The sequence below is a fragment of the Streptomyces sp. NPDC021019 genome (assembly GCF_044333295.1).
Classification (GTDB): domain Bacteria; phylum Actinomycetota; class Actinomycetes; order Streptomycetales; family Streptomycetaceae; genus Streptomyces.
Genome location: NZ_JBIRQR010000001.1, coordinates 1,640,830 through 1,661,153 on the forward strand (window position 1 = coordinate 1,640,830; position 20,324 = coordinate 1,661,153).

The following is a 20,324-nucleotide window of genomic DNA, read 5'->3' on the forward strand; positions in this document are numbered from 1 at the left end:
GCTACTGCTTCACGAGGCCTTCGATCTCGGACTGCGCGGTCTTGAGCGCGTCCTCGGCGGAAGCCTTGCCCTGCGTCACCTTGGCGATGGCCTGGTCCACCTTGTCGGTGATCTCGGTCCAGTTGGCCAGGGACGGCGAGGACTTGGCGGTGTCCATCTGCTTCTTGAAGATCTGGAGGTCGGCGTCGTCGGCGAGCGCCCCGGACTCCCACGCGGAGGTGTTGGCTGGCAGGTCCTTCGTCCGCTCGTACCAGTCGGCCTGGCCCTTGGTGTCGGTCAGGTACGTGATGAACTCGGTGGCCGCTGCCTTGTGCTCGCTGTCCTTGGAGACGACGAGGGAGGAGCCGCCGGCCATGGAGGTGGAGGAGGCTTCCGCCGGGACGTTCGCGATGGCCCACTTGCCCTTGAGCTGCGGCTGGCCCTCGTTGAGGAGCGTCACGTGCCAGGGGCCGCCGAAGAACATCGGGACCCGGCCGTTGCCGAAGTCCTTCACCACGTCGTAACCGGGCTGCACGGACTTGTTGGAGAGGCCCTTGTCGAAGTACGAGCCGTACTCCTTCAGCGCCTTGACCGCCTCCGGGCTGTCGACGACGGCCTCGCCCTTGTCGCTGACGATCTCGCCGCCCGCCGAGTACAGGAAGGAGTAGAAGTTCTGCACGGTGTCCAGGCCGCTGGGCTGGATGGACAGCCCCCACTTCGTACCGGCCTTCTCCTGGTACGCGGTGGCCAGGTCCTTCAGCCCCTTCCAGTCGGTCGGAGCCTTGGTCACGCCGGCCTTCTCGGCCAGGTCCGTGCGGTAGTAGAGGACCCGGGTGTCGACGTACCACGGCACGCCGTAAGCCGTGCCGTCCACCTCGCCCTGCTCCCAGCCCGCCGGGAAGAAGTCCTTCTTGTCGAAGACCTTGGTGTCCACCGGCTCCAGCACGCCGAGCTCGGCGAACTCGCCCAGGTAACTGCCGCCCATCTGCGCCACGTCGGGCAGGGTGCCCGCCGCCGCTGCCGAGACGAGCTTCTGGTGGGCGACGTCCCAGCCGATCGGGGTCACCTTCACCGTGATGTTCGGGTTGGCCTTCTCGTAGACCTCGGCCACGTCGGCGAGCTTCTCGCCCTCGGCCCCCATGGCCCACACGGTGAGCGTCTGCTTCTCGTCCGCCGCGACGTCGCCGCCGGAGGAGCCGCAGGCGGAAAGGGTCACGGCGAGCGCGAGCGCTACGCCGGCGGGGGCGGTTCTGGCGATGCGGGACATGGGAGGGCTCCTCCTTGAGCAATCCGGATGCTGCGCGATGTATGCGCTGCCTGTAAGCGCATACATCACTCTGCGCCAGTCTTTCGGGAATCCGCAAGAGGGTGCTGGGTCACACTCGTGCAACGTGCTCGACACCCTGACGCCTTGTGGTTGAACCGTAAACGCACTGTTTGTGGAAGAACAGGCGATGTGACCGATTCGTCGTTGGAGGTCGACGCCGGGGTCACACCCGGCGTCCCTGCGGTCGGCGTCTACCCTCGCGGCATGGCCTCATCCGTCGCCTTCTCCCACGACTTCCCGTTCGATCCGGCCTACGGGTACGGCGCCCCGGACGCCCTGCTGGGCATCCCCGCCCCGCCCGCCCCGGACGGTTTCGACGCCTTCTGGCGGGGCCGGTACGCGCGAGCCCGCGCCGTCGACACGCGGCCGGTCCTCGGCCCGGTCGAGGAGGAGCGCGACGGCCTCCGCATCCACGGCGTGACCTATACCTCCGTGGGCGGCGTCCGGCTCGGCGGCTGGCTCGCCCTGCCCGCCGAGGGGCTCGTGCGGTACGGATTCGTCGTCGGGCACGGCTACGGCGGCCGCCAGGAGCCCGGCCGCGACCTTCCGGCGCCGCTGCCCGGGGCCGCCGTGATCCTGCCGTGCGTACGGGGCATGGGGGAGCGGGGCCGGGTCGACTCCATCCCGGACCTGGCCGCCGAACACGTCCTGCACGGCATCGGCTCCCGCGACACCTACGTCATCGGCGACTGCGCGGCCGACCTGTGGTGCGCCGCCTCCGCCCTCACGGCGCTCGTCCCGGAGCTGGCAAGGGCCGGCCTCCTGGGCGGACCCCGCCTCGGCTACCTGGGCGAGAGCTTCGGCGGCGGGCTCGGGGCCCTCGCGCTGCCCTGGGACGACCGCTTCGGCGCGGCCCAGCTCACGGTCCCGACCTTCGGCAACCACCCGCTGCGCCTGACCCTGCCCTGCGTGGGCAGCGGCGAGGCGGTCCGGGCGCACCACCGCGAGCACCCCGAGGTCACGGATGTCCTCGGCTACTTCGACGCGGCGACGGCGGCGACCCGGCTGACGGTGCCCACGCTGGTCGCGGCCGCGCTGTTCGACCCGGCCGTGCCGCCGCCGGGGCAGTTCGCCGTGCACAACGCGCTGTCCGGCGAGCGTGAACTCCAGGTGCTGACGGCGGGGCACTTCGCGTACCGGGGCATGGTGGCCGAAGCGGCGGAGCTGGACGCGAACCGGACGCGGTTCTTCGGGGAGCGGCTGACGGCGGGGCCGGATCCGGTGGCCTGAGGGCCCGGGCGCCCGGCGGGCCCGGTTGACTCATGGGCCGGTGCGTCGTCCGGTGACGGCCGTCAGCTCGGGCGGCGACCACGAGGGCCGGGCCGTGTCTCCGTGCCGGGCATGGCGGTGCAGTCGCCTGCCGGAGCGCCCCGCAGCTCCGAGCAGCGCCCCGCCGTCACATCACGGACGACAGGAGTCACGGGTTGCGGAAAGTTCGGCTCTTGTGGGTGACTTTGCCCCAGAGAGACAGCGCAGCTGTCAGTGGTCCCTGCTTGACTGAGGCCATCGAACCCAGGGAGCGAGTTATGCCGACTGTGATCCATAGGACGCGCAGCGAGCTTGAGACCCAGCGTGAGCACCTGTTGGCCAGCGTGAACATGACCTACGACGAGCTCGCGGAACGCGCTGCCACCTACAGCCTCAGCATGAACGAGCTGGACGTGTGGCACACGATCGAAGGTCTCGACTACCTTCTCGAAGGTGACTGCTGAAGAGGCCAAGGCCCTCGACGTGTCGGCGGCGGATTTCGCTGACCAACTGACTGCCCTGACGCGGGGTGTCCTCGGAGAGGACACCCCGCGTTTTCATGCGATCAACATGGGTTCCAAGATCAGGGTCTCGCCGATACGGGAGGACGAAGTCCTTCAGCGCATCCCGGTCAGCATCGGTGGGGAGCAGCGTCTCAGCCTCATGGTCCGGTTCTACTGCTGTTGGGACGGGTCCAGTACGTTCATGGCCACCGATCAGGCCGACGTGCACGTCTTCTACGCCGGGAGCCCCGACCCGTTGTTTCGCTTTGAATACGTGCGGCGCAGCAGGGAGCCGCCGGGTGCTCACGTGCAGGTGCACGCGCATCGCGATGAGGTCGCCTACCTTCTGCGGCTGGCGGAGAAGGGGCGTCCGAAGCAGAAGTTCAACAGGCTTCCGCGCTTGGCGGAGTTGCACCTGCCGGTCGGCGGGCACAGGATGCGCCCGGCGCTGGAGGACGTGCTGCTTTTCCTGAAGCGGGAGTTCGCGATCGACACGGTCGACGGCTGGAAGGCCGTGATCGACGAACATCTGCGCAGTTGGCGGCTGATGCAGCTGAAGACGGCAGTCAGGGACGCCCCCGGCTCGGCCGCCCAGGTTCTGCGCAGCCTTGGGTACGCAGTGGTCGAGCCGGTGGTGCCTGGGGCGCGCCAGGCGTCGGACGAGGTCAAGCTGTTCTGGCCCTGACGCTCAGGCATGCCGTGCGGAGCCGGTGAGTACCTGCTCGATCCCAGCCGCCCGCCCCTCCCGCGCGCCGCAGGCCGGCTCAGCCGCAGCCGCAGCTCGCGCGGCGGGTCACGGAGACCGGCAGCTCCAGCGAGACCGGGGCGCGGCCCGGGTCCGCAAGGCGTTGGACCAGCAGCTCCACCGCCTGCTCGCCCAGCTGCCGGATCGGCTGCCGGACGGTCGTCAGGGGCGGGCGGACGATCCGGCTCAGCGGAATCCCGTCGAACCCGGTCACGGCGATGTCCTCGGGCACCCGCACCCCGCGCCGCTCCAGCGCCTGGAGCGCGCCCACCGCCATCTGGTCGTTGGCGAACAGCATCGCCTCCGGCCGCTCCACCCCCGTACCCTCCGACCGGTCCAGCAGGACGCCCGCCGCCCGCGCGCCCTCGGCCTGCGTCATCATCCCGGCGCGCAGCTCCGGCCGGGAGGGCACCGGAAGTCCCGCCTTCCGGCACCCCTCCTGGAAGCCCCGGAACCGGGCCTCGGCGTCCGGTGAGTTCTCCTCGCCGCCGATGAACGCCAGCCTGCGCAGCCCGTGGTCCTCGATCAGGTGGCGGGTCAGTTCGCGCTCGCCCTCGGCGTTGGCCACCACGATGTGGTCCAGGTGGTCGATCTCGCGCGGTCCGGAGAGCATCACCACGGGAAGCCGGCGCGATATCACCTCCAGGTCCTCGGTCGGCACGGTCCGCGCCAGTACGGCGAACCCGTCGACCCGCCCCGCGACCTTCGCCACCAGGCTCTCCGGCCCGCCGTCCAGCGCGGCGGCGATCAGCAGGGCGTAGCCGTGCCGCCGTGCCGCCCGCTCCATGCCCCGGATGATCTGGTCGGAGTAGAGCATGACGGCCTGGTCGTCGTCCGCGTCGCTCGCGGCGGCGGAGATCTCGGCGTCCTGGTCCGCGAAGTCGGGGAAGCACAGCCCGAGCACGCCCGTCGTCCGGCTGGCCAGGCCCCGGGCGCTGCCGGACGGCACGTACCCCAGCTCGCGGGCCGCCTTCATGACCTTCGCGCGGGTCTGGGCGCGTACGGAATCGGGGTTCCGGTACACCCGGGAGACCGTGGCAATGGAGACGCCCGACCGCTCGGCGACGTCGTACACCGTGGGGGCGCTCACTCGACCGACCGTCCGCTTCTTCTTCCGTAGCGCCGCGCCTGGCGCGTGTGCTGGTACCGGGCCGGCGGCCTGCTCGCCGCCCGACGCGCTCACGAGGCTCGTGAAAGCGCATTCACCCTAGATCGTGGGCCGCGGGGGGAGCAAGGCCGCCCGGGGCCGCGCCGAGCGTGCGCCGGGTGTCGTGCGGCCCGCAGGGGCGAAACGTTCCTCCGGCCGAGTGAGCTTGCACCCGCCGCCCGCCGTGTCTGCGCCCCCTCGCGCGAGGGGGCGTTTCAGTGGGCGGAAGGAAGCAGTGTGATCAACTGCAAATGCCACCACATACGCACTATCCGGTCCATTCCGGTACGGGGTGGTCCGGGCCGGCCCCGGAGGTATCAGCCATGTCCCACGTCGGCGTCCCGCGCGGGACGGTTCGAAAGCGTCGATCACTCGCGCTCCTCACGACGGGGGTGCTCACGATCCCGGTGCTGGCCGGCTGCACCTCCGGCGGCGAGGAGACCTCCAGGGGAGCGCCCCAGGACATCGCACCCACCGCCCGTCAGGCGGTCGCCGACGGTTCGACGGTGAACTGGGCGGTCGACGCGCTGCCCGCCACCTTCAACGCCTTCCAGGCCGACGCGGACAGCGCCACCACCCGGATCACCGGAGCCCTGCTCCCGACGCTCTTCCCGATGGACAGGTCCGGGCGGCCGAAGCTCAACCCGGACTACCTGGAGTCCGCGAAGATCATCGAGCGCGAACCGAAGCAGGTCGTGCTCTACAAGCTCAACCAGCAGGCGGTGTGGAGCGACGGACGGGAGATCGGGGCCCCCGACTTCGTCGCCCAGTGGCGGGCACTCGGGGGCAAGGACTCCGCGTTCTGGACCGCCCGCAACTCCGGTTATGAGCGGATCGAGAAGATCGAGCGGGGCGCGGACGACCTCCAGGTGCGGGTCACGTTCTCCAAGCCGTACGGGGACTGGCGCTCGCTCTTCTCACCGCTCTACCCGAAGGAGGTCACCGGCTCGCCGGACGCCTTCAACGACGGCGCGCGCACCACCCTGAAGAACACCGCCGGGCCCTTCGTCCTGCGCGCCGTCAGCAAGACGAAGGGCACCGTCACGCTGGCCCGCAACCCGCGCTGGTGGGGCGACAAGGCCAAACTGGACACCCTCGTCTTCCGGGCCGTCGCCGCCGGGGACCGCACCGAGGCCCTCGCCGACGGCACGGTGGACGTCGCCGACATCGACGCCGCCACCGCCGACCGCATCGCGCTCGCCCGCCGCGACCGGGGCAGCAACGGCCAGCCGCCCGCCCACGGCCCGGGTTCCGCGACCACGCCCGCCGCGGCCCTGCGCTCCTGGGCACTGGCGCACGGCTCCGACGAGGAGGCCGCGGAGATCGCGCAGGCCGCCCGGGAGAAGAACCGCAAGGCCGTCGTCGCGTACACCGCGGAACAGAAGGCCCTGCGCGACTTCGCGGTCCGCAAGTCCCTGGAACCCGCCTACACCCAGCTCGCGCTGAACGGCGAGTCCGGCCCCCTCGCCGACGACCGGGTCCGGCGGGCGGTGGCCCGCGCCCTGGACCGCGAGGAGCTGGCCCGGACGGTGCTGGGGCCGCTGGGCCTTCCGGCGAAGCCGCTCGGCAGCCACCTGGCCCTCGCGGGACAGCCCGGCTACAAGGACGGCAGCGGGGCGCTCGGCGACCAGAACACCAAGGAGGCCCAGGCCCTGCTGGCGGACGCCGGCTGGACGCGGGGCGGCGCGGCGCAGCCGCCCAAGGACACCAAGGCGGGCAGCGAAGCGGAGAAGAAGGGCGACAAGGGCGACAAGGGCGAAGAGAGCGACGCCGAGGGCGCGAAGGAAGACGCGGAGAAGAAGACCGCCGAGGGCGCGAAGAGCGAGAAGGCCGGGCAGGACCCCGAGGAGAAGGCCGAGCAGGCCGAGAAGAAGGAAGCCGGGGGCGAGAAGGCCGAGCAGGCCGAGAAGAAGGAAGCTGAGGGCGAGAAGGCCGACCGGGCCTCCGACGACAGCGCCGCCTCCCGTGACGAGGGCCTCTACATCGTCGGCGAGGACAACAAGCCCGGCGCCCACACCCCCGCGCGGGCCGCCTCCACCGGTGGAGCCTCCGCCATCCACGTCCTGGCTCCCGGCCGGACGGCCGCCGCCCAGAGCGCCGCCCTGCGCCGACAGGCCGGCGCCCTCGGCGAGGACGGCGCCGTCGCCGCCCAGGACAAGCAGCCCGGGGGAGCCGCCGGGGCGTACGCCCCCGTCGGCACCGCGGCCCCGGCGCCCGCCGCGGCCAAGGGGCAGCTCGGCAAGGACGGCAAGGCGCTGACCCTGCGCTTCGTCCTCCCCTCCGGCCCCGGCTCCCAGTCGCTGCGCAGCGTCGGCGACAAGATCGCGGTGATGCTGGAGAAGATCGGCATCGGCACGGAGATCATCAAGGTTCCCGACGAGAGCTACTTCAAGGACCACGTCGCCTCCGGCGCGTACGACCTGGCGCTCTACTCATGGCCCGCCACCGCCTACCCGGCCACCGACGGACGCCCGATCTACGCCAAGCCGGAGCCCGCCACCGACGGGTCGCTCCTCGTGGAGCAGAACTACACCCGGGTCGGCACCGACCACATCGACCAGCTCTTCGACCAGGCGGCCGCCGAACTCGACGAGAAGGCGGCGCGGGAGCTGTTGAAGCAGGCGGACGCCCGGATCTGGGCGGCCGCCGGGTCGATTCCGCTCTTCCAGCGCCCGCAGTTGGTCGCGGTCGACAAGAAGCTCGCGAACGTGGGGGCGTTCGGTTTCGCGGCCCCCCGGTACCAGGACATCGGGTTCAAGAACCGGCAAGCAGCCGGTTCCCCCGCAGACCGCAAGAAGTAGCGGTCAAATACCACACCCTCGCGCCGCCAAGCTCAGATGCACCTCAAAACCCTTGCCCGCCGGTTCCGCCGGCGGGCAGTGTGGTGTCTGCCCTTGACCCGGGCCGTTCATCGCTTCACCGCTCCTCACCCCCACAGCTCCGCCCGCGTTCCGCCCACATTCCGGCCATGCGAATGGCCCGGCAGTACCTTGACAGCGGCTGAATATCGCCTGAATCACACGGGAAGACCGCGTCCGCGGATCGCTCCGGGAAGCCCGTCGGGCCCCGGGCCCGTACGATGGGACGAGCCGTGGCGTGCCGCCCGGCGGGCGTACGAGGACTCGAAGACCGACTGAGACGCCTGATCCCACGATCCGAGAGAAGCGCAAGCCACCCATGCCCACGCGCCACGACATCCGTAACGTAGCCATCGTCGCCCACGTCGACCACGGCAAGACCACGCTGGTCGACGCCATGCTCAAGCAGGCCGGAGCGTTCGCCGCCCACGCCGCCGAGCACCTCGACGACCGCATGATGGACTCGAACGACCTGGAGCGTGAGAAGGGCATCACGATCCTCGCCAAGAACACGGCGGTGAAGTATCACCCCAAGGACGGCGGGGACCCGATCACGATCAACATCATCGACACCCCCGGCCACGCCGACTTCGGCGGCGAGGTCGAGCGCGGTCTGTCGATGGTGGACGCGGTCGTGCTGCTCGTCGACGCCTCCGAGGGTCCGCTGCCCCAGACCCGCTTCGTGCTGCGCAAGGCGCTGGCCGCGAAGATGCCGGTCATCCTGTGCATCAACAAGACGGACCGCCCCGACTCCCGGATCGCCGAGGTCGTCGACGAGACGTACGACCTGTTCCTGGACCTGGACGCGGACGAGGACCAGATCGAGTTCCCGATCGTCTACGCCTGCGCCCGTGACGGCGTCGCCTCGCTGACCAAGCCCGAGGACGGCACCGTCCCGCCGGACAGCGAGAACCTGGAGCCGTTCTTCAACACCATCCTGTCGCACGTCCCGGCCCCGGAGTTCGACGCGGACGCGCCGCTCCAGGCCCACGTCACCAACCTGGACGCCGACAACTTCCTCGGCCGTATCGCGCTCTGCCGCGTCGAGCAGGGCGAGCTGCGCAAGGGCCAGACGGTCACCTGGATCAAGCGCGACGGCACCATGTCCAACGTGCGCATCACCGAGCTGATGATGACCGAGGCGCTCACCCGCAAGCCGGCCGAGGTGGCGGGCCCGGGCGACATCTGCGCCGTCGCCGGATTCCCGGACATCATGATCGGCGAGACGCTGGCCGACCCCGAGAACCCGATCGCGCTCCCGCTGATCACGGTCGACGAGCCGGCCATCTCGATGACCATCGGCACCAACACCTCGCCGCTCGTCGGCAAGGGCGGCAAGGGCCACAAGGTCACCGCCCGCCAGGTGAAGGACCGCCTCGACCGCGAGCTGATCGGTAACGTCTCGCTCCGGGTCCTGGACACCGAGCGGCCCGACGCCTGGGAGGTCCAGGGCCGCGGTGAGCTCGCGCTCGCCATCCTGGTCGAGCAGATGCGCCGCGAGGGCTTCGAGCTGACCGTGGGCAAGCCCGAGGTCGTCACCAAGCAGATCGACGGCAAGACCCACGAGCCGATCGAGCGCATGACGATCGACTCCCCCGAGGAGCACCTCGGCGCCATCACGCAGCTCATGGCGACCCGCAAGGGCCGTATGGAGACCATGACGAACCACGGTTCGGGCTGGGTCCGCATGGAGTGGATCGTGCCTTCCCGCGGCCTCATCGGCTTCCGTACGGAGTTCCTGACGCAGACCCGCGGCACCGGCATCGCGCACTCGATCTTCGAGGGCCACGAGCCGTGGTTCGGCGAGCTGCGGACCCGTCACAACGGCTCGCTGGTGGCCGACCGTTCGGGCTCCGTCACGCCGTTCGCGATGGTCAACCTCCAGGAGCGCGGCGTCATCTTCACTGAGGCCGGCACCGAGGTCTACGAGGGCATGATCGTCGGCGAGAACTCCCGCGCCGACGACATGGACGTGAACATCACCAAGGAGAAGAAGCTCACCAACATGCGTGCGGCCTCCGCGGACACCACGGAGAACGTGGTCCCGGCCCGCAAGCTGTCGCTCGAGCAGTCCCTGGAGTTCTGCCGCGAGGACGAGTGCATCGAGGTGACCCCGGAGACCGTGCGCATCCGCAAGGTCGTCCTGGACGCCAAGCAGCGTGGCCGCACGGCCTCGCGCGCCAAGAACGGCTGACACCACCGGACCGAACGGCTGACGTCAGGCCCGTAGCGAGGCTGACACCCGGTCCGTACGGCTGACACGTGGCCCCCTGGGGCCGTGAGGACCGCCCGGAAGCCCCCGAGGGCTTCCGGGCGGTCCTGTGTGCCCGCCCGGAAGTCCTGGGAGTCCCGGGGGTGTCCGGGGAGCCCCGGGGGTGTCCGGGGAGCCGCGGGGGCACGGAAGGCCCCGCGCGTCCCGGAGCCGCGGACTCCGTATGGGGAGACGGTCGGCGTCCTCCCGGAGTCCGCCGGACGGCCCGTCAGCACAGGCATTGACAGGAGGCCCGGCCCACCACGGACACTGTGGTGGGCCGGGCCTCCGTCAATCTCTTTTTCTGACCAAGGTGTCCGGATATCGGGGGTCGCTCTCCGGAACATGTGTTAACAGTCCGTTTCGGGCGTGTCTGTCTGGGATCGCTTTGTCCGGATTTCGGGCACGCAGAGGGTGCTGATGTTGTCAAACCGAGACCCTTTAAGTGTGGTTTACAGCCCGGCCGTACTCAATAGTTGGCTGCATTGAGCTCGGGTCAATGGGTCACGCACTGTGGGGAGTGCCGACTCACGAGCACACTCGGGGCACTGAACGATCACCGTCAGGGGTGTCGGTGAATCTCTCCAGTGCCCCTCTTGTAGTCAAAAGTGGACTCATGAGGAGGAAACCCATGCGCGGTGCCAAGAGCGCCAAGTGGGTCGCGGGAGCGGCCGTCATCGCCCTGGCCGCGACTGCCTGTGGCGGAAGCGACAGCAGCGACGAAGGCAAGAAGAACACGTCGGGTCAGCCCGCCGGTTACGTCTCGATCGACGTCGGTGAGCCCCAGAAGCCTCTGATGCCGGCCGACACGAACGAGAGCAACGGCTCCTACGTCATCCAGTCGCTGTTCACCCAGCTGCTGGACTTCGACGACAAGGGCGAGATCGTTCTCACGAACGCCGAGTCCGTGGAGTCCGAGGACTCCAAGACCTGGACCGTCAAGCTCAAGGCCGGCTGGAAGTTCCACAACGGTGAGGCCGTGACCTCGCAGTCGTACATCGACGCGTGGAACTGGTACGCCAACGTCGAGAACAAGCAGCAGAACGCGTTCTGGTTCTCCGACATCAAGGGCTACGCGGACGTCCACCCCGAGAAGGGTGCGCCGAAGTCCAAGGAGATGTCGGGTCTGAAGGCCGTGGACGACACCACGTTCACGATCGAGCTGGCGGAGAAGGTTCCGTACTTCAACTACAAGCTCGGCTACGCGACGTTCGCGCCGCTGCCCAAGGTCTTCTACGACGACCCGAAGGCGTTCGGCCAGAAGCCGATCGGCAACGGCCCGTACACGTTCGAGAAGTGGACCCACAAGAAGCTCATCCAGGTCAAGGCCTGGGACGAGTACCAGGGCCCGAACAAGGCTGCCAACAAGGGCATCCAGTTCAAGAACTACTCGACCGTCGAGGCCGCCTACTCGGACGTCATCTCCGGCAACCTGGACATGATCCGCCAGGTCGGCCCGCGCGACCTGCCCAAGTACAAGACGGACCTCGGCGACGGCGCGATCGAGCAGCCCTACGCCGCGATCCAGACGCTGGTCCCGGCGTTCTACAACGCCACGTTCAAGGACATCGACCCCAAGGTCCTCCAGGGCCTGTCCATGGGCATCGACCGTGACACGATCACCAAGACCGTCCTGAACAACACCCGTACCCCCGCGACGAGCTTCACGCCGCCGCAGGTCAAGGGCAACCAGCAGCTCGAGTCGGACTTCCTGAAGTACGACCCGGTCAAGGCCAAGGCCCTCATCAAGGAGGGCGGCGGTGTCCCGCAGAACAAGTTCACCATCCAGTACAACGCCGACGGCGGGCACAAGGAGTGGGTGACCGCGGTCTGCGAGTCCATCCGCAACGCCACCGGGGTCGACTGCGTGGGCGACGCGAAGCCGGACTTCCCGACCGACCTCGAGGCTCGTGACAACAACCAGGTCAAGGGCATGTACCGCGGTGGCTGGGTCGCCGACTACCCGGTCAACGTGAACTTCCTCAAGGAGCTCTACCACTCCAAGGCGGAGTCGAACAACGGTCGCTTCTCCGACAAGGAGATCGACGACCTGATGGCCAAGGGCGACAAGGCGGACTCCCTGGAGGAGTCGGTCGCCGCCTACCAGGAGGTCGAGAAGGCGCTCGTCGAGAAGATGCCGGCGATCCCGCTCTGGTACTACCGCATCAACGGCGGCCACGGAAAGAACGTCGACAACGTCAAGGTCGACTTCCACGGTGACCTCGAACTGACCGGCGTCACCACCAAGTAACGCCTGCGGGTCATTCCCCAACTGGCCGTCATCCGCCCGTGCTGCCCCTCAGCGCGGCCGGAGGCGCGGGGGCCGCCTCTGCGAAGAGGTGGCCCCCGCGCCGCAGTTATCCCCACACGGAGGCACCCATGGGGCGCTATGTCGCACGACGACTGCTCCAGATGATCCCGGTCTTCCTCGGGTCGACCCTGCTGGTCTTCCTGATGATGTACGCACTGCCCGGCGACCCCGTCAGAGCGCTTGCCGGTGAACAGCACGTAGATCCGTCGCAGATCGCCGCTCTGAAGGCCCAGTACGGCCTCGACCAGCCGATCTGGCAGCAGTATTTGAACTACCTGGGCAATCTGTTCCAGGGTGACCTCGGTATTCAGATCGGGACACAGCGTCCGGTCGCCGAAGTCATCTCGGACGCCTACCCGATCACCGTCAGACTGGCGATCTTCGCCTTCGTCTTCACGGTCGTCGCCGGGATCTCGCTCGGCATCGTCGCGGGCCTCAAGGCCGAGTCCCTCCGGGACCGCGGTCTGCTCGGTCTGACGCTGGTGCTGATCTCCATGCCGTCCTTCGTGCTGGGCTTCCTCGTTCAGTACCTCTTCGCGTTCCAGCTCGGCATCGCCAAGCCGAACGTGAGTCTCGAACCGACCAACACCGAGTTGATCATGCCGGCCATCGTGCTGGCATCGCTGTCGCTCGCGTACGTCGCCCGCCTCACCCGTACCTCGGTCGCCGAGAACATGCGCGCCGACTACATGCGTACGGCTGTCGCCAAGGGCCTGCCGCGCCGCCGCGTCATCGGCGTCCACCTGATGCGCAACTCGCTCATCCCGGTCGTCACCTTCCTCGGCACCGACATCGGCGCCCTGATGGGCGGCGCGATCGTGACCGAGGGCATCTTCAACATCAAGGGCGTCGGATCGCTCGTCTTCGAGGCTCTGGGCAAGCGTGAGGGTGCCACCGTCGTCGGCGTCGTGACGCTGCTCGTCGTCGTCTATCTCATCTGCAGCCTGCTCGTCGACCTGCTCTACGCGGTCCTGGACCCGAGGATCCGGTATGCCTGACACCACCGCACTCAAGAGCACCGACGCCTCGGCCGCCCCGGTCGACGCGCCGCCCGCCACGGACGCCGGCCCCGCGCCGGGCAAGCCGCGCAGCCTCTGGTCGGACGCCTGGCACGACCTGCGGCGCAACCCGCTCTTCATCATCTCGATGGTGCTGATCCTGCTGCTCGCCGTGATGTCGATCTTCCCGGGGCTGTTCACCAGCGCCTCGCCGAGGGATGCCAACCTGGCCGAGCACTACCTCCAGCACCCGAACTGGGGCCACTTCTTCGCCCCCGACTGGCTCGGCTACGACGGACAGGGACGCTCGATCTACGCGCGTCTCGTCTACGGCGCCCGCGCCTCGATCACCGTCGGCGTCGTGGTGACCCTCGCGGTCACCATCACCGGCCTGGTCATCGGCATGCTCGCCGGCTACTTCGGCGGCTGGATCGACACGATCCTGTCCCGTATCACCGACGTCTTCTTCGGTGTCCCCTTCATCGTCGGCGCCATGGTCATCCTGACCAGCTTCGAGAAGCGCTCGGTGTGGGTCGTGATCCTTTCGCTGGCCTTCCTCGGCTGGACGTCGATCGCGCGTGTCGCCCGTGGCTCGGTCATCACGATCAAGCAGGCCGACTACGTGGTCGCCGCCAAGGCGCTCGGCGCCTCCACCTTCCGGATCCTGACGCGGCACATCCTGCCGAACGCCATCGCTCCGGTGATCGTGGTCGCCACCATCGCGCTCGGCGGTTACATCGCCGCCGAGGCCACCCTGTCGTTCCTCGGCATCGGTCTCGCCGAGCCGACGGTCTCGTGGGGCATCGATGTGTCCGCTGCGAAGGACCAGCTCCGCAACGCGCCGTACGTCCTGGTCATCCCCTCGGTGATGGTCTCGATCACGGTGCTGTCCTTCCTGATGTTCGGCGATGCGGTCCGCAACGCCCTCGACCCCAAGATGCGCTGAGGGAGGCGTTCGTGACCACCATCGACAAGACGGCTCACGTCCCCGCACCGCGGGAGTCCGTGAGTGGCGACGGTCCACTGCTCGACGTCCGTGACCTGCACGTGGAGTTCCACACCCGCGACGGTGTGGCCAAGGCGGTCAACGGTGTGAACTACACCGTCAGCGCCGGCGAGACGCTCGCGGTGCTCGGCGAGTCCGGCTCCGGCAAGTCCGTGACCGCGCAGACCATCATGGGCATCCTCGACATGCCGCCGGGGAAGATCACGCAGGGCGAGATCCTCTTCCGCGGCCAGGACATGCTCAAGATGTCCAACGAGGAGCGCCGGAAGATCCGCGGCCGCAAGATCGCGATGATCTTCCAGGACGCGCTCTCCTCGCTGAACCCGGTCCTCTCCGTCGGCTACCAGCTCGGCGAGATGTTCCGCGTGCACCAGGGCCTCTCCAAGAAGGAGGCCAAGGCCAAGTCCATCGAGCTGATGGACCAGGTCAAGATCCCGGCGGCGGCGGCCCGTATCTCGGACTTCCCGCACCAGTTCTCCGGCGGCATGCGCCAGCGCATCATGATCGCCATGGCGCTGGCCCTGGAGCCGGACCTGATCATCGCGGACGAGCCGACCACCGCGCTCGACGTGACGGTGCAGGCCCAGGTCATGGACCTGCTGGCCGAGCTCCAGCGCGAGTACAACATGGGGCTCATCCTGATCACCCACGACCTCGGCGTCGTCGCCGACGTCGCGGACAAGATCGCCGTGATGTACGCGGGCCGGATCGTGGAGACGGCCCCGGTCGGCGAGCTGTACAGCCGCCCGGCGCACCCGTACACCAAGGGCCTGCTGGAATCGATCCCGCGCCTGGACCAGAAGGGCCAGGAGCTCTACGCGATCAAGGGCCTCCCGCCCAACCTGACGCGTATCCCCGCGGGCTGTGCCTTCAGCCCGCGCTGCCCCAAGGCACAGGACATCTGCCGCACCGACGTCCCGCCGCTCACCCCGGTGACCGAGCAGGACGGCCTGGAGCTCGTCGGCCGCGGCAGCGCGTGCCACTTCTGGAAGGAGACGATCCATGGCTGAGCTCAAGAAGGAGCCCGTGGACGCCACCCCGAACGTCTCCGACGTGGAGACCGTGGACGCCGCGACCGAGGCGGAGGCCGTGGCCGCCATCGACGCGCCCGTCAGCCAGGGTGAGCCGATCCTCCAGGTGCGGAACCTCGTCAAGCACTTCCCGCTCACCCAGGGCGTCCTCTTCAAGAAGCAGATCGGCGCGGTCAAGGCCGTCGACGGGATCTCCTTCGACCTGTACGCCGGTGAGACCCTCGGCATCGTGGGGGAGTCCGGCTGTGGCAAGTCCACGGTCGCCAAGCTCCTGATGACGCTGGAGCGGGCCACCGCCGGCGAGGTCTTCTACAAGGGCCAGGACATCACCAAGCTGTCCGGCCGCGCGCTGAAGGCCGTGCGCCGCAACATCCAGATGGTGTTCCAGGACCCGTACACCTCGCTGAACCCGCGGATGACGGTCGGCGACATCATCGGTGAGACCTTCGAGATCCACCCCGAGGTGGCCCCGAAGGGCGACCGGCGCCGCCGCGTCCAGGAGCTCCTGGACGTCGTCGGGCTGAACCCGGAGTACATCAACCGGTACCCGCACCAGTTCTCCGGCGGTCAGCGCCAGCGCATCGGCATCGCCCGGGGCCTCGCGCTCAACCCGGAGATCATCATCTGCGACGAGCCGGTCTCCGCGCTCGACGTGTCGGTGCAGGCGCAGGTCATCAACCTGATGGAGAAGCTCCAGGACGAGTTCAACCTGTCCTACCTCTTCATCGCGCACGACCTGTCCATCGTCCGGCACATCTCCGACCGGGTCGGCGTCATGTACCTCGGCAAGATGGCCGAGATCGGCACGGACACGCAGATCTACGACCACCCGACGCACCCCTACACCCAGGCGCTGCTGTCGGCGGTCCCGGTCCCCGACCCGTCGGCCCGTGAGGGGCGCGACCGGATCATCCTGACCGGTGACGTTCCGTCACCGGCGAACCCGCCCTCGGGCTGCCGCTTCCGCACCCGGTGCTGGAAGGCGGAGGAGCGCTGCGCGACGGAGGAGCCCCTGCTGGCGATCCCCGAGCGCTTCGTCGCGGGAACCACTCCCGCCACGCACGAGTCGGCGTGCCACTTCGCCGAGGAGCGCGACGTCGTGCACGCGGCGTGACCGCTTGCGGTTCCTGAACGGCGGATGCCCGGTTCCCCGAGGGGGGCCGGGCATCGTCGCGTCCGCCCGCGCCCCCGCCCGTACGGGGTAAGCCCACATGCGATACCTGGCGTAATGAGGTGATATGAGGCATTGAGCTACTCGATGACTCTAGGAGGCACTTCATGCGCGGAGCCACACAGGTCAGGTGGGCCGCATGTGCGGTGGCCGTCGCCCTGACAGCCACGGCCTGCGGCGGCGGCGGTGGAGGTGGTGACGGCGGCAGCGGCGGCGCCGACGGCATCGTCAGCTCCTCCTGGGGAGACCCGCAGAACCCGCTGGAACCCGCCAACACCAACGAGGTCCAGGGCGGCAAGGTCCTCGACATGGTCTTCCGCGGACTGATCCGCTACGACCCGAAGACCGGGGAGGCCCAGAACATGGTCGCCGAGTCCATCGACTCGAAGGACTCCCAGAACTTCACGATCAAGCTCAAGGACGGCTGGACGTTCTCCAACGGCGAGAAGGTCACCGCCAAGTCCTTCGTCGACGCCTGGAACTACGGCGCCGCGCTGAAGAACAACCAGAAGAACGCCTACTTCTTCCAGTACATCGAGGGCTACGACAAGGTCCACCCGGAGTCCGGCTCCGCCTCCGCCGAGACCCTCTCGGGCCTGAAGGTCGTCGACGACCTGACCTTCACCGCCAAGCTCACCCAGAAGTTCTCCCTGTGGCCCGACACCCTCGGCTACTCCGCCTTCGTCCCCCTGCCCAAGGCGTTCTACGACGACCACGACGCCTGGCTCTCCAAGCCCGTCGGGAACGGCCCGTACACCATCGAGTCGTACGCCAAGGGCTCCTCGATGAAACTGCGCAAGTGGGACGACTACCCGGGCGACGACAAGGCGAAGAACGGCGGCGTCGACCTGAAGGTCTTCACCGACAACAACACCGCCTACACCGACCTGACGTCGGGCAACCTCGACCTCGTCGACGACGTGCCCGCCTCCCAGCTCCGCAACGTCGAGGCGGACCTCGGCGACCGGTACATCAACACCCCCGCCGGCATCATCCAGACCCTGGCCTTCCCCTTCTACGACAAGGAGTGGGACACCGACGACGCCCGCAAGGTCCGCCAGGGCCTCTCGATGGCGATCAACCGGGCGCAGATCACCGACCAGATCTTCCAGAAGACCCGCACCCCCGCCTCCGACTGGACCTCCCCGGTCCTCGGCGACGACGGCGGCTTCAAGAAGGGCCTCTGCGGCAAGGAGTGCACGTACGACAAGGCCGCGGCCAAGAAGCTGATCGACGAGGGCGGCGGCATCCCCGGCGGCCAGCTGAAGATCTCGTACAACGCGGACACCGGCTCCCACAAGGAATGGGTCGACGCCGTCTGCAACAGCATCAACAACGTCATGGGCGACAACAAGTCCTGCGTCGGCGGCCCCGTCGGCACCTTCGCCGACTTCCGTGCCCAGGTCTCCACCCAGAAGCTGAAGAGCGCCTGGCGAGCGGGCTGGCAGATGGACTACCCGCTGATCCAGAACTTCCTCCAGCCGCTCTACTACACCAACGCCCCGTCCAACGACGGCAAGTGGAGCAACAAGGAGTTCGACGGCCTGATCGACAAGGCCAACGCCGAGAGCGACAGGGCGAAGGCGGTCACCACCTTCCAGGACGCGGAGAAGATCCTCGTCACCGAGATGCCGGTCATCCCGCTCTGGTACCAGAACGGCAGCGCCGGCTACTCGGACCGGGTCGACAACGTCGCGCTGAACCCGTTCAGCGTCCCGGTCTACGAAGAGATCACCGTCAAGTGACGCGCTGAGCGACGCCGACGGCCGGGACGCCCGACACCAGCGCCCCGGCCGTCCGCGCACCCGCACCCTTTGCCCGGACCCGCCAGCCCCAACCCCCGGAGCCCCTCATGGGACGTTATGTGATCCGGCGGCTGCTGCAGATGATCCCCGTCTTCTTCGGCACCACGCTGTTGATCTTCCTCATGGTGAACGTGATGGGCGACCCCATCGCGGGCCTCTGCGGCGACCGCCAGTGCGACCCGGCCACCGCCGCCCAGCTGCGCTCCGAGTTCGGCCTCGACAAGCCGGTCTGGCAGCAATACCTCACCTACATGGGCAACGTGTTCACCGGCGACTTCGGCACCGCGTTCAACGGGCAGAAGGTCACCGAGCTGATGGCCACGGCCTTCCCCATCACGATCCGGCTCACCGTCGTCGCGGTCGTCTTCGAGGTCGTCATCGGCATCAGCCTCGGCGTCGTCACCGGCCTGCGGCGCGGCCGCCCCGTCGACACCACCGTCCTCATCCTGACGCTGGTCGTCATCGCCGTCCCGACCTTCGTCACCGGCCTGCTGCTCCAGCTCCTCCTGGGCGTCAAGTGGGGCATCATCAAGCCCTCGGTCTCCGCCGACCCCACCTTCGACGAGCTGCTCGTCCCCGGACTGGTCCTCGCCTCGGTCTCGCTCGCCTACGTCACCCGGCTCACCCGGACCTCGATCGCCGAGAACGCCCGCGCCGACTACGTACGCACCGCCGTCGCCAAGGGCCTGCCCCGCCGACGGGTCGTCGTACGCCACCTGCTGCGCAACTCGCTGATCCCCGTCGTCACCTTCATCGGCACCGACGTGGGAGCCCTGATGGGCGGGGCCATCGTCACCGAACGGATCTTCAACATCCACGGCGTCGGCTACCAGCTCTACCAGGGGATCCTGCGCCAGAACTCCCAGACCGTCGTCGGGTTCGTCACGATCCTCGTCCTCGTCTTCCTGGCCGCCAACCTGATCGTCGACCTCCTGTACGCCGTACTCGACCCGAGGATCCGCTATGCCTGAGCCGCAGTCATCGGACGGAGCGATCTCCCCGGCGGGAGCCGGCGGCCCCACGGACCTCGCCATGGCGGAGGGCGCCAGCCTGGAGAGGAACCCGGCCGGCCCCGACGGCACGGGCCCGGCAGGCAAACCCCGCAGCCTCTGGTCCGACGCCTGGCGCGACCTGCGGCGCAACCCGGTCTTCATCATCTCCGCACTGGTCATCCTCTTCCTGGTGACCATCTCCATCTGGCCCTCGCTCATCGCGAGCGGCGACCCCCTCCAGGCCAACCTGGACGACGCCCAGAAGGGCTCCGAGCCCGGCCACCCCTTCGGCTTCGACCCGCAGGGCCGCGACGTCTACACCCGGGTCGTCCACGGCACCCGCACCTCGGTGACCGTCGGCATCTGCTCCACCCTCGGCGTCGCGATCCTCGGCAGCGTGCTCGGCGGCCTCGCCGGCTTCTTCGGCGGCTGGTGGGACTCGATCCTCTCCCGCCTCACCGACGTCTTCTTCGGCATCCCCGTCGTCCTCGGCGGCCTGGTCTTCCTCTCCGTCGTCACCAGCTCCACCGTCTGGCCCGTCGTCGGCTTCATCGTCCTGCTCGGCTGGCCACAGATCGCCCGCATCGCCCGGGGCTCGGTCATCACCGCCAAGCAGAACGACTACGTCCAGGCGGCCCGCGCGCTCGGCGCCTCCAACTCCCGCATGATGCTGCGCCACATCACCCCGAACGCCATCGCCCCGGTCATCGTCGTGGCGACCATCGCGCTCGGCACCTACATCTCGCTGGAGGCGACCCTCTCCTTCCTCGGGGTCGGCCTGAAGGACCCGGCCGTCTCCTGGGGCATCGACATCTCCGCCGCCGCCAACTACATCCGCAACGCCCCGCACATGCTGCTCTGGCCCGCCGGAGCGCTGGCGGTCACCGTGCTCGCGTTCATCATGCTCGGCGACGCGGTGCGCGACGCCCTCGACCCCAAGCTGCGCTGAGGA

At 68.7% G+C, this 20,324-nt stretch carries 15 protein-coding genes; 13 read left to right on the forward strand and 2 right to left on the reverse strand.

All coding sequences use genetic code 11. The features are described from left to right. Position 1 precedes the first annotated feature (1 nt). Positions 2-1,246 (reverse strand): sugar ABC transporter substrate-binding protein, encoded by a 1,245-nt coding sequence (locus ACH4RG_RS07685; protein ID WP_398539247.1) that lies wholly within the window; start codon positions 1,244-1,246, stop codon positions 2-4. A 264-nt stretch (positions 1,247-1,510) separates the two neighbouring features. Here ACH4RG_RS07685 and ACH4RG_RS07690 point away from each other — a divergent pair, with 264 nt between their 5' ends. The 3 genes from ACH4RG_RS07690 (at position 1,511) to ACH4RG_RS07700 (ending at position 3,742) form a co-directional block, all read left to right on the forward strand. Beyond that, positions 1,511-2,536: an acetylxylan esterase gene (locus tag ACH4RG_RS07690; protein ID WP_397921715.1), complete on the forward strand. Its 1,026-nt coding sequence runs from the start codon at positions 1,511-1,513 to the stop codon at positions 2,534-2,536. Positions 2,537-2,832: 296 nt separating this feature from the next. Then, positions 2,833-3,018, forward strand: a complete 186-nt coding sequence (locus ACH4RG_RS07695) for a hypothetical protein (RefSeq protein WP_397921713.1) — start codon at positions 2,833-2,835, stop codon at positions 3,016-3,018. Continuing rightward, on the forward strand, positions 3,008-3,742 hold the full coding sequence (locus ACH4RG_RS07700; RefSeq protein ID WP_397921711.1) for a hypothetical protein: 735 nt from the start codon (positions 3,008-3,010) through the stop codon (positions 3,740-3,742). Before ACH4RG_RS07695 ends, ACH4RG_RS07700 begins: the two co-directional genes overlap by 11 nt. Before the next feature lie 79 nt (positions 3,743-3,821). Here the strand turns inward: ACH4RG_RS07700 and ACH4RG_RS07705 are convergent, their stop codons facing one another. After that, a complete protein-coding gene (locus ACH4RG_RS07705) occupies positions 3,822-4,892 on the reverse strand; it encodes a LacI family DNA-binding transcriptional regulator (RefSeq protein WP_397921708.1) in 1,071 nt (356 codons plus the stop codon). 380 nt (positions 4,893-5,272) lie between these two features. On the opposite strand from ACH4RG_RS07705, the gene ACH4RG_RS07710 reads away from it, so the two are divergent. The 10 genes from ACH4RG_RS07710 (at position 5,273) to ACH4RG_RS07755 (ending at position 20,321) form a co-directional block, all read left to right on the forward strand. After that, entirely contained in the window at positions 5,273-7,750 is a 2,478-nt protein-coding gene (locus ACH4RG_RS07710; RefSeq protein ID WP_398539248.1) for an ABC transporter substrate-binding protein, read from the forward strand. Between the two features lie 376 nt (positions 7,751-8,126). Beyond that, positions 8,127-10,001 (forward strand): translational GTPase TypA, encoded by a 1,875-nt coding sequence (gene typA / locus ACH4RG_RS07715; RefSeq protein WP_397921703.1) that lies wholly within the window; start codon positions 8,127-8,129, stop codon positions 9,999-10,001. Positions 10,002-10,689: 688 nt separating this feature from the next. Next, positions 10,690-12,309, forward strand: coding sequence for an ABC transporter substrate-binding protein (locus ACH4RG_RS07720; protein WP_397921701.1), 1,620 nt, complete (start codon positions 10,690-10,692; stop codon positions 12,307-12,309). Between the two features lie 128 nt (positions 12,310-12,437). Further along, the gene (locus ACH4RG_RS07725) at positions 12,438-13,367 is read left to right on the forward strand and encodes an ABC transporter permease (protein WP_397921699.1); all 930 of its coding nucleotides are present in this window, start codon (positions 12,438-12,440) and stop codon (positions 13,365-13,367) included. Continuing rightward, the gene (locus ACH4RG_RS07730) at positions 13,360-14,313 is read left to right on the forward strand and encodes an ABC transporter permease (protein WP_397921696.1); all 954 of its coding nucleotides are present in this window, start codon (positions 13,360-13,362) and stop codon (positions 14,311-14,313) included. The genes ACH4RG_RS07725 and ACH4RG_RS07730 overlap by 8 nt, the downstream gene beginning before the upstream one ends. A gap of 11 nt (positions 14,314-14,324) precedes the next feature. Next, complete coding sequence (locus ACH4RG_RS07735; RefSeq protein ID WP_397929105.1) at positions 14,325-15,383, forward strand: ABC transporter ATP-binding protein; 1,059 nt, start codon at positions 14,325-14,327, stop codon at positions 15,381-15,383. Continuing rightward, positions 15,376-16,518: an ABC transporter ATP-binding protein gene (locus ACH4RG_RS07740; RefSeq protein ID WP_397921691.1), complete on the forward strand. Its 1,143-nt coding sequence runs from the start codon at positions 15,376-15,378 to the stop codon at positions 16,516-16,518. The genes ACH4RG_RS07735 and ACH4RG_RS07740 overlap by 8 nt, the downstream gene beginning before the upstream one ends. Before the next feature lie 164 nt (positions 16,519-16,682). Beyond that, positions 16,683-18,320, forward strand: a complete 1,638-nt coding sequence (locus ACH4RG_RS07745; protein ID WP_398539249.1) for an ABC transporter substrate-binding protein — start codon at positions 16,683-16,685, stop codon at positions 18,318-18,320. A 107-nt stretch (positions 18,321-18,427) separates the two neighbouring features. Beyond that, on the forward strand, positions 18,428-19,351 hold the full coding sequence (locus tag ACH4RG_RS07750) for an ABC transporter permease (RefSeq protein WP_018956260.1): 924 nt from the start codon (positions 18,428-18,430) through the stop codon (positions 19,349-19,351). Then, entirely contained in the window at positions 19,344-20,321 is a 978-nt protein-coding gene (locus ACH4RG_RS07755) for an ABC transporter permease (RefSeq protein WP_397921685.1), read from the forward strand. Before ACH4RG_RS07750 ends, ACH4RG_RS07755 begins: the two co-directional genes overlap by 8 nt. Positions 20,322-20,324 lie beyond the last annotated feature (3 nt).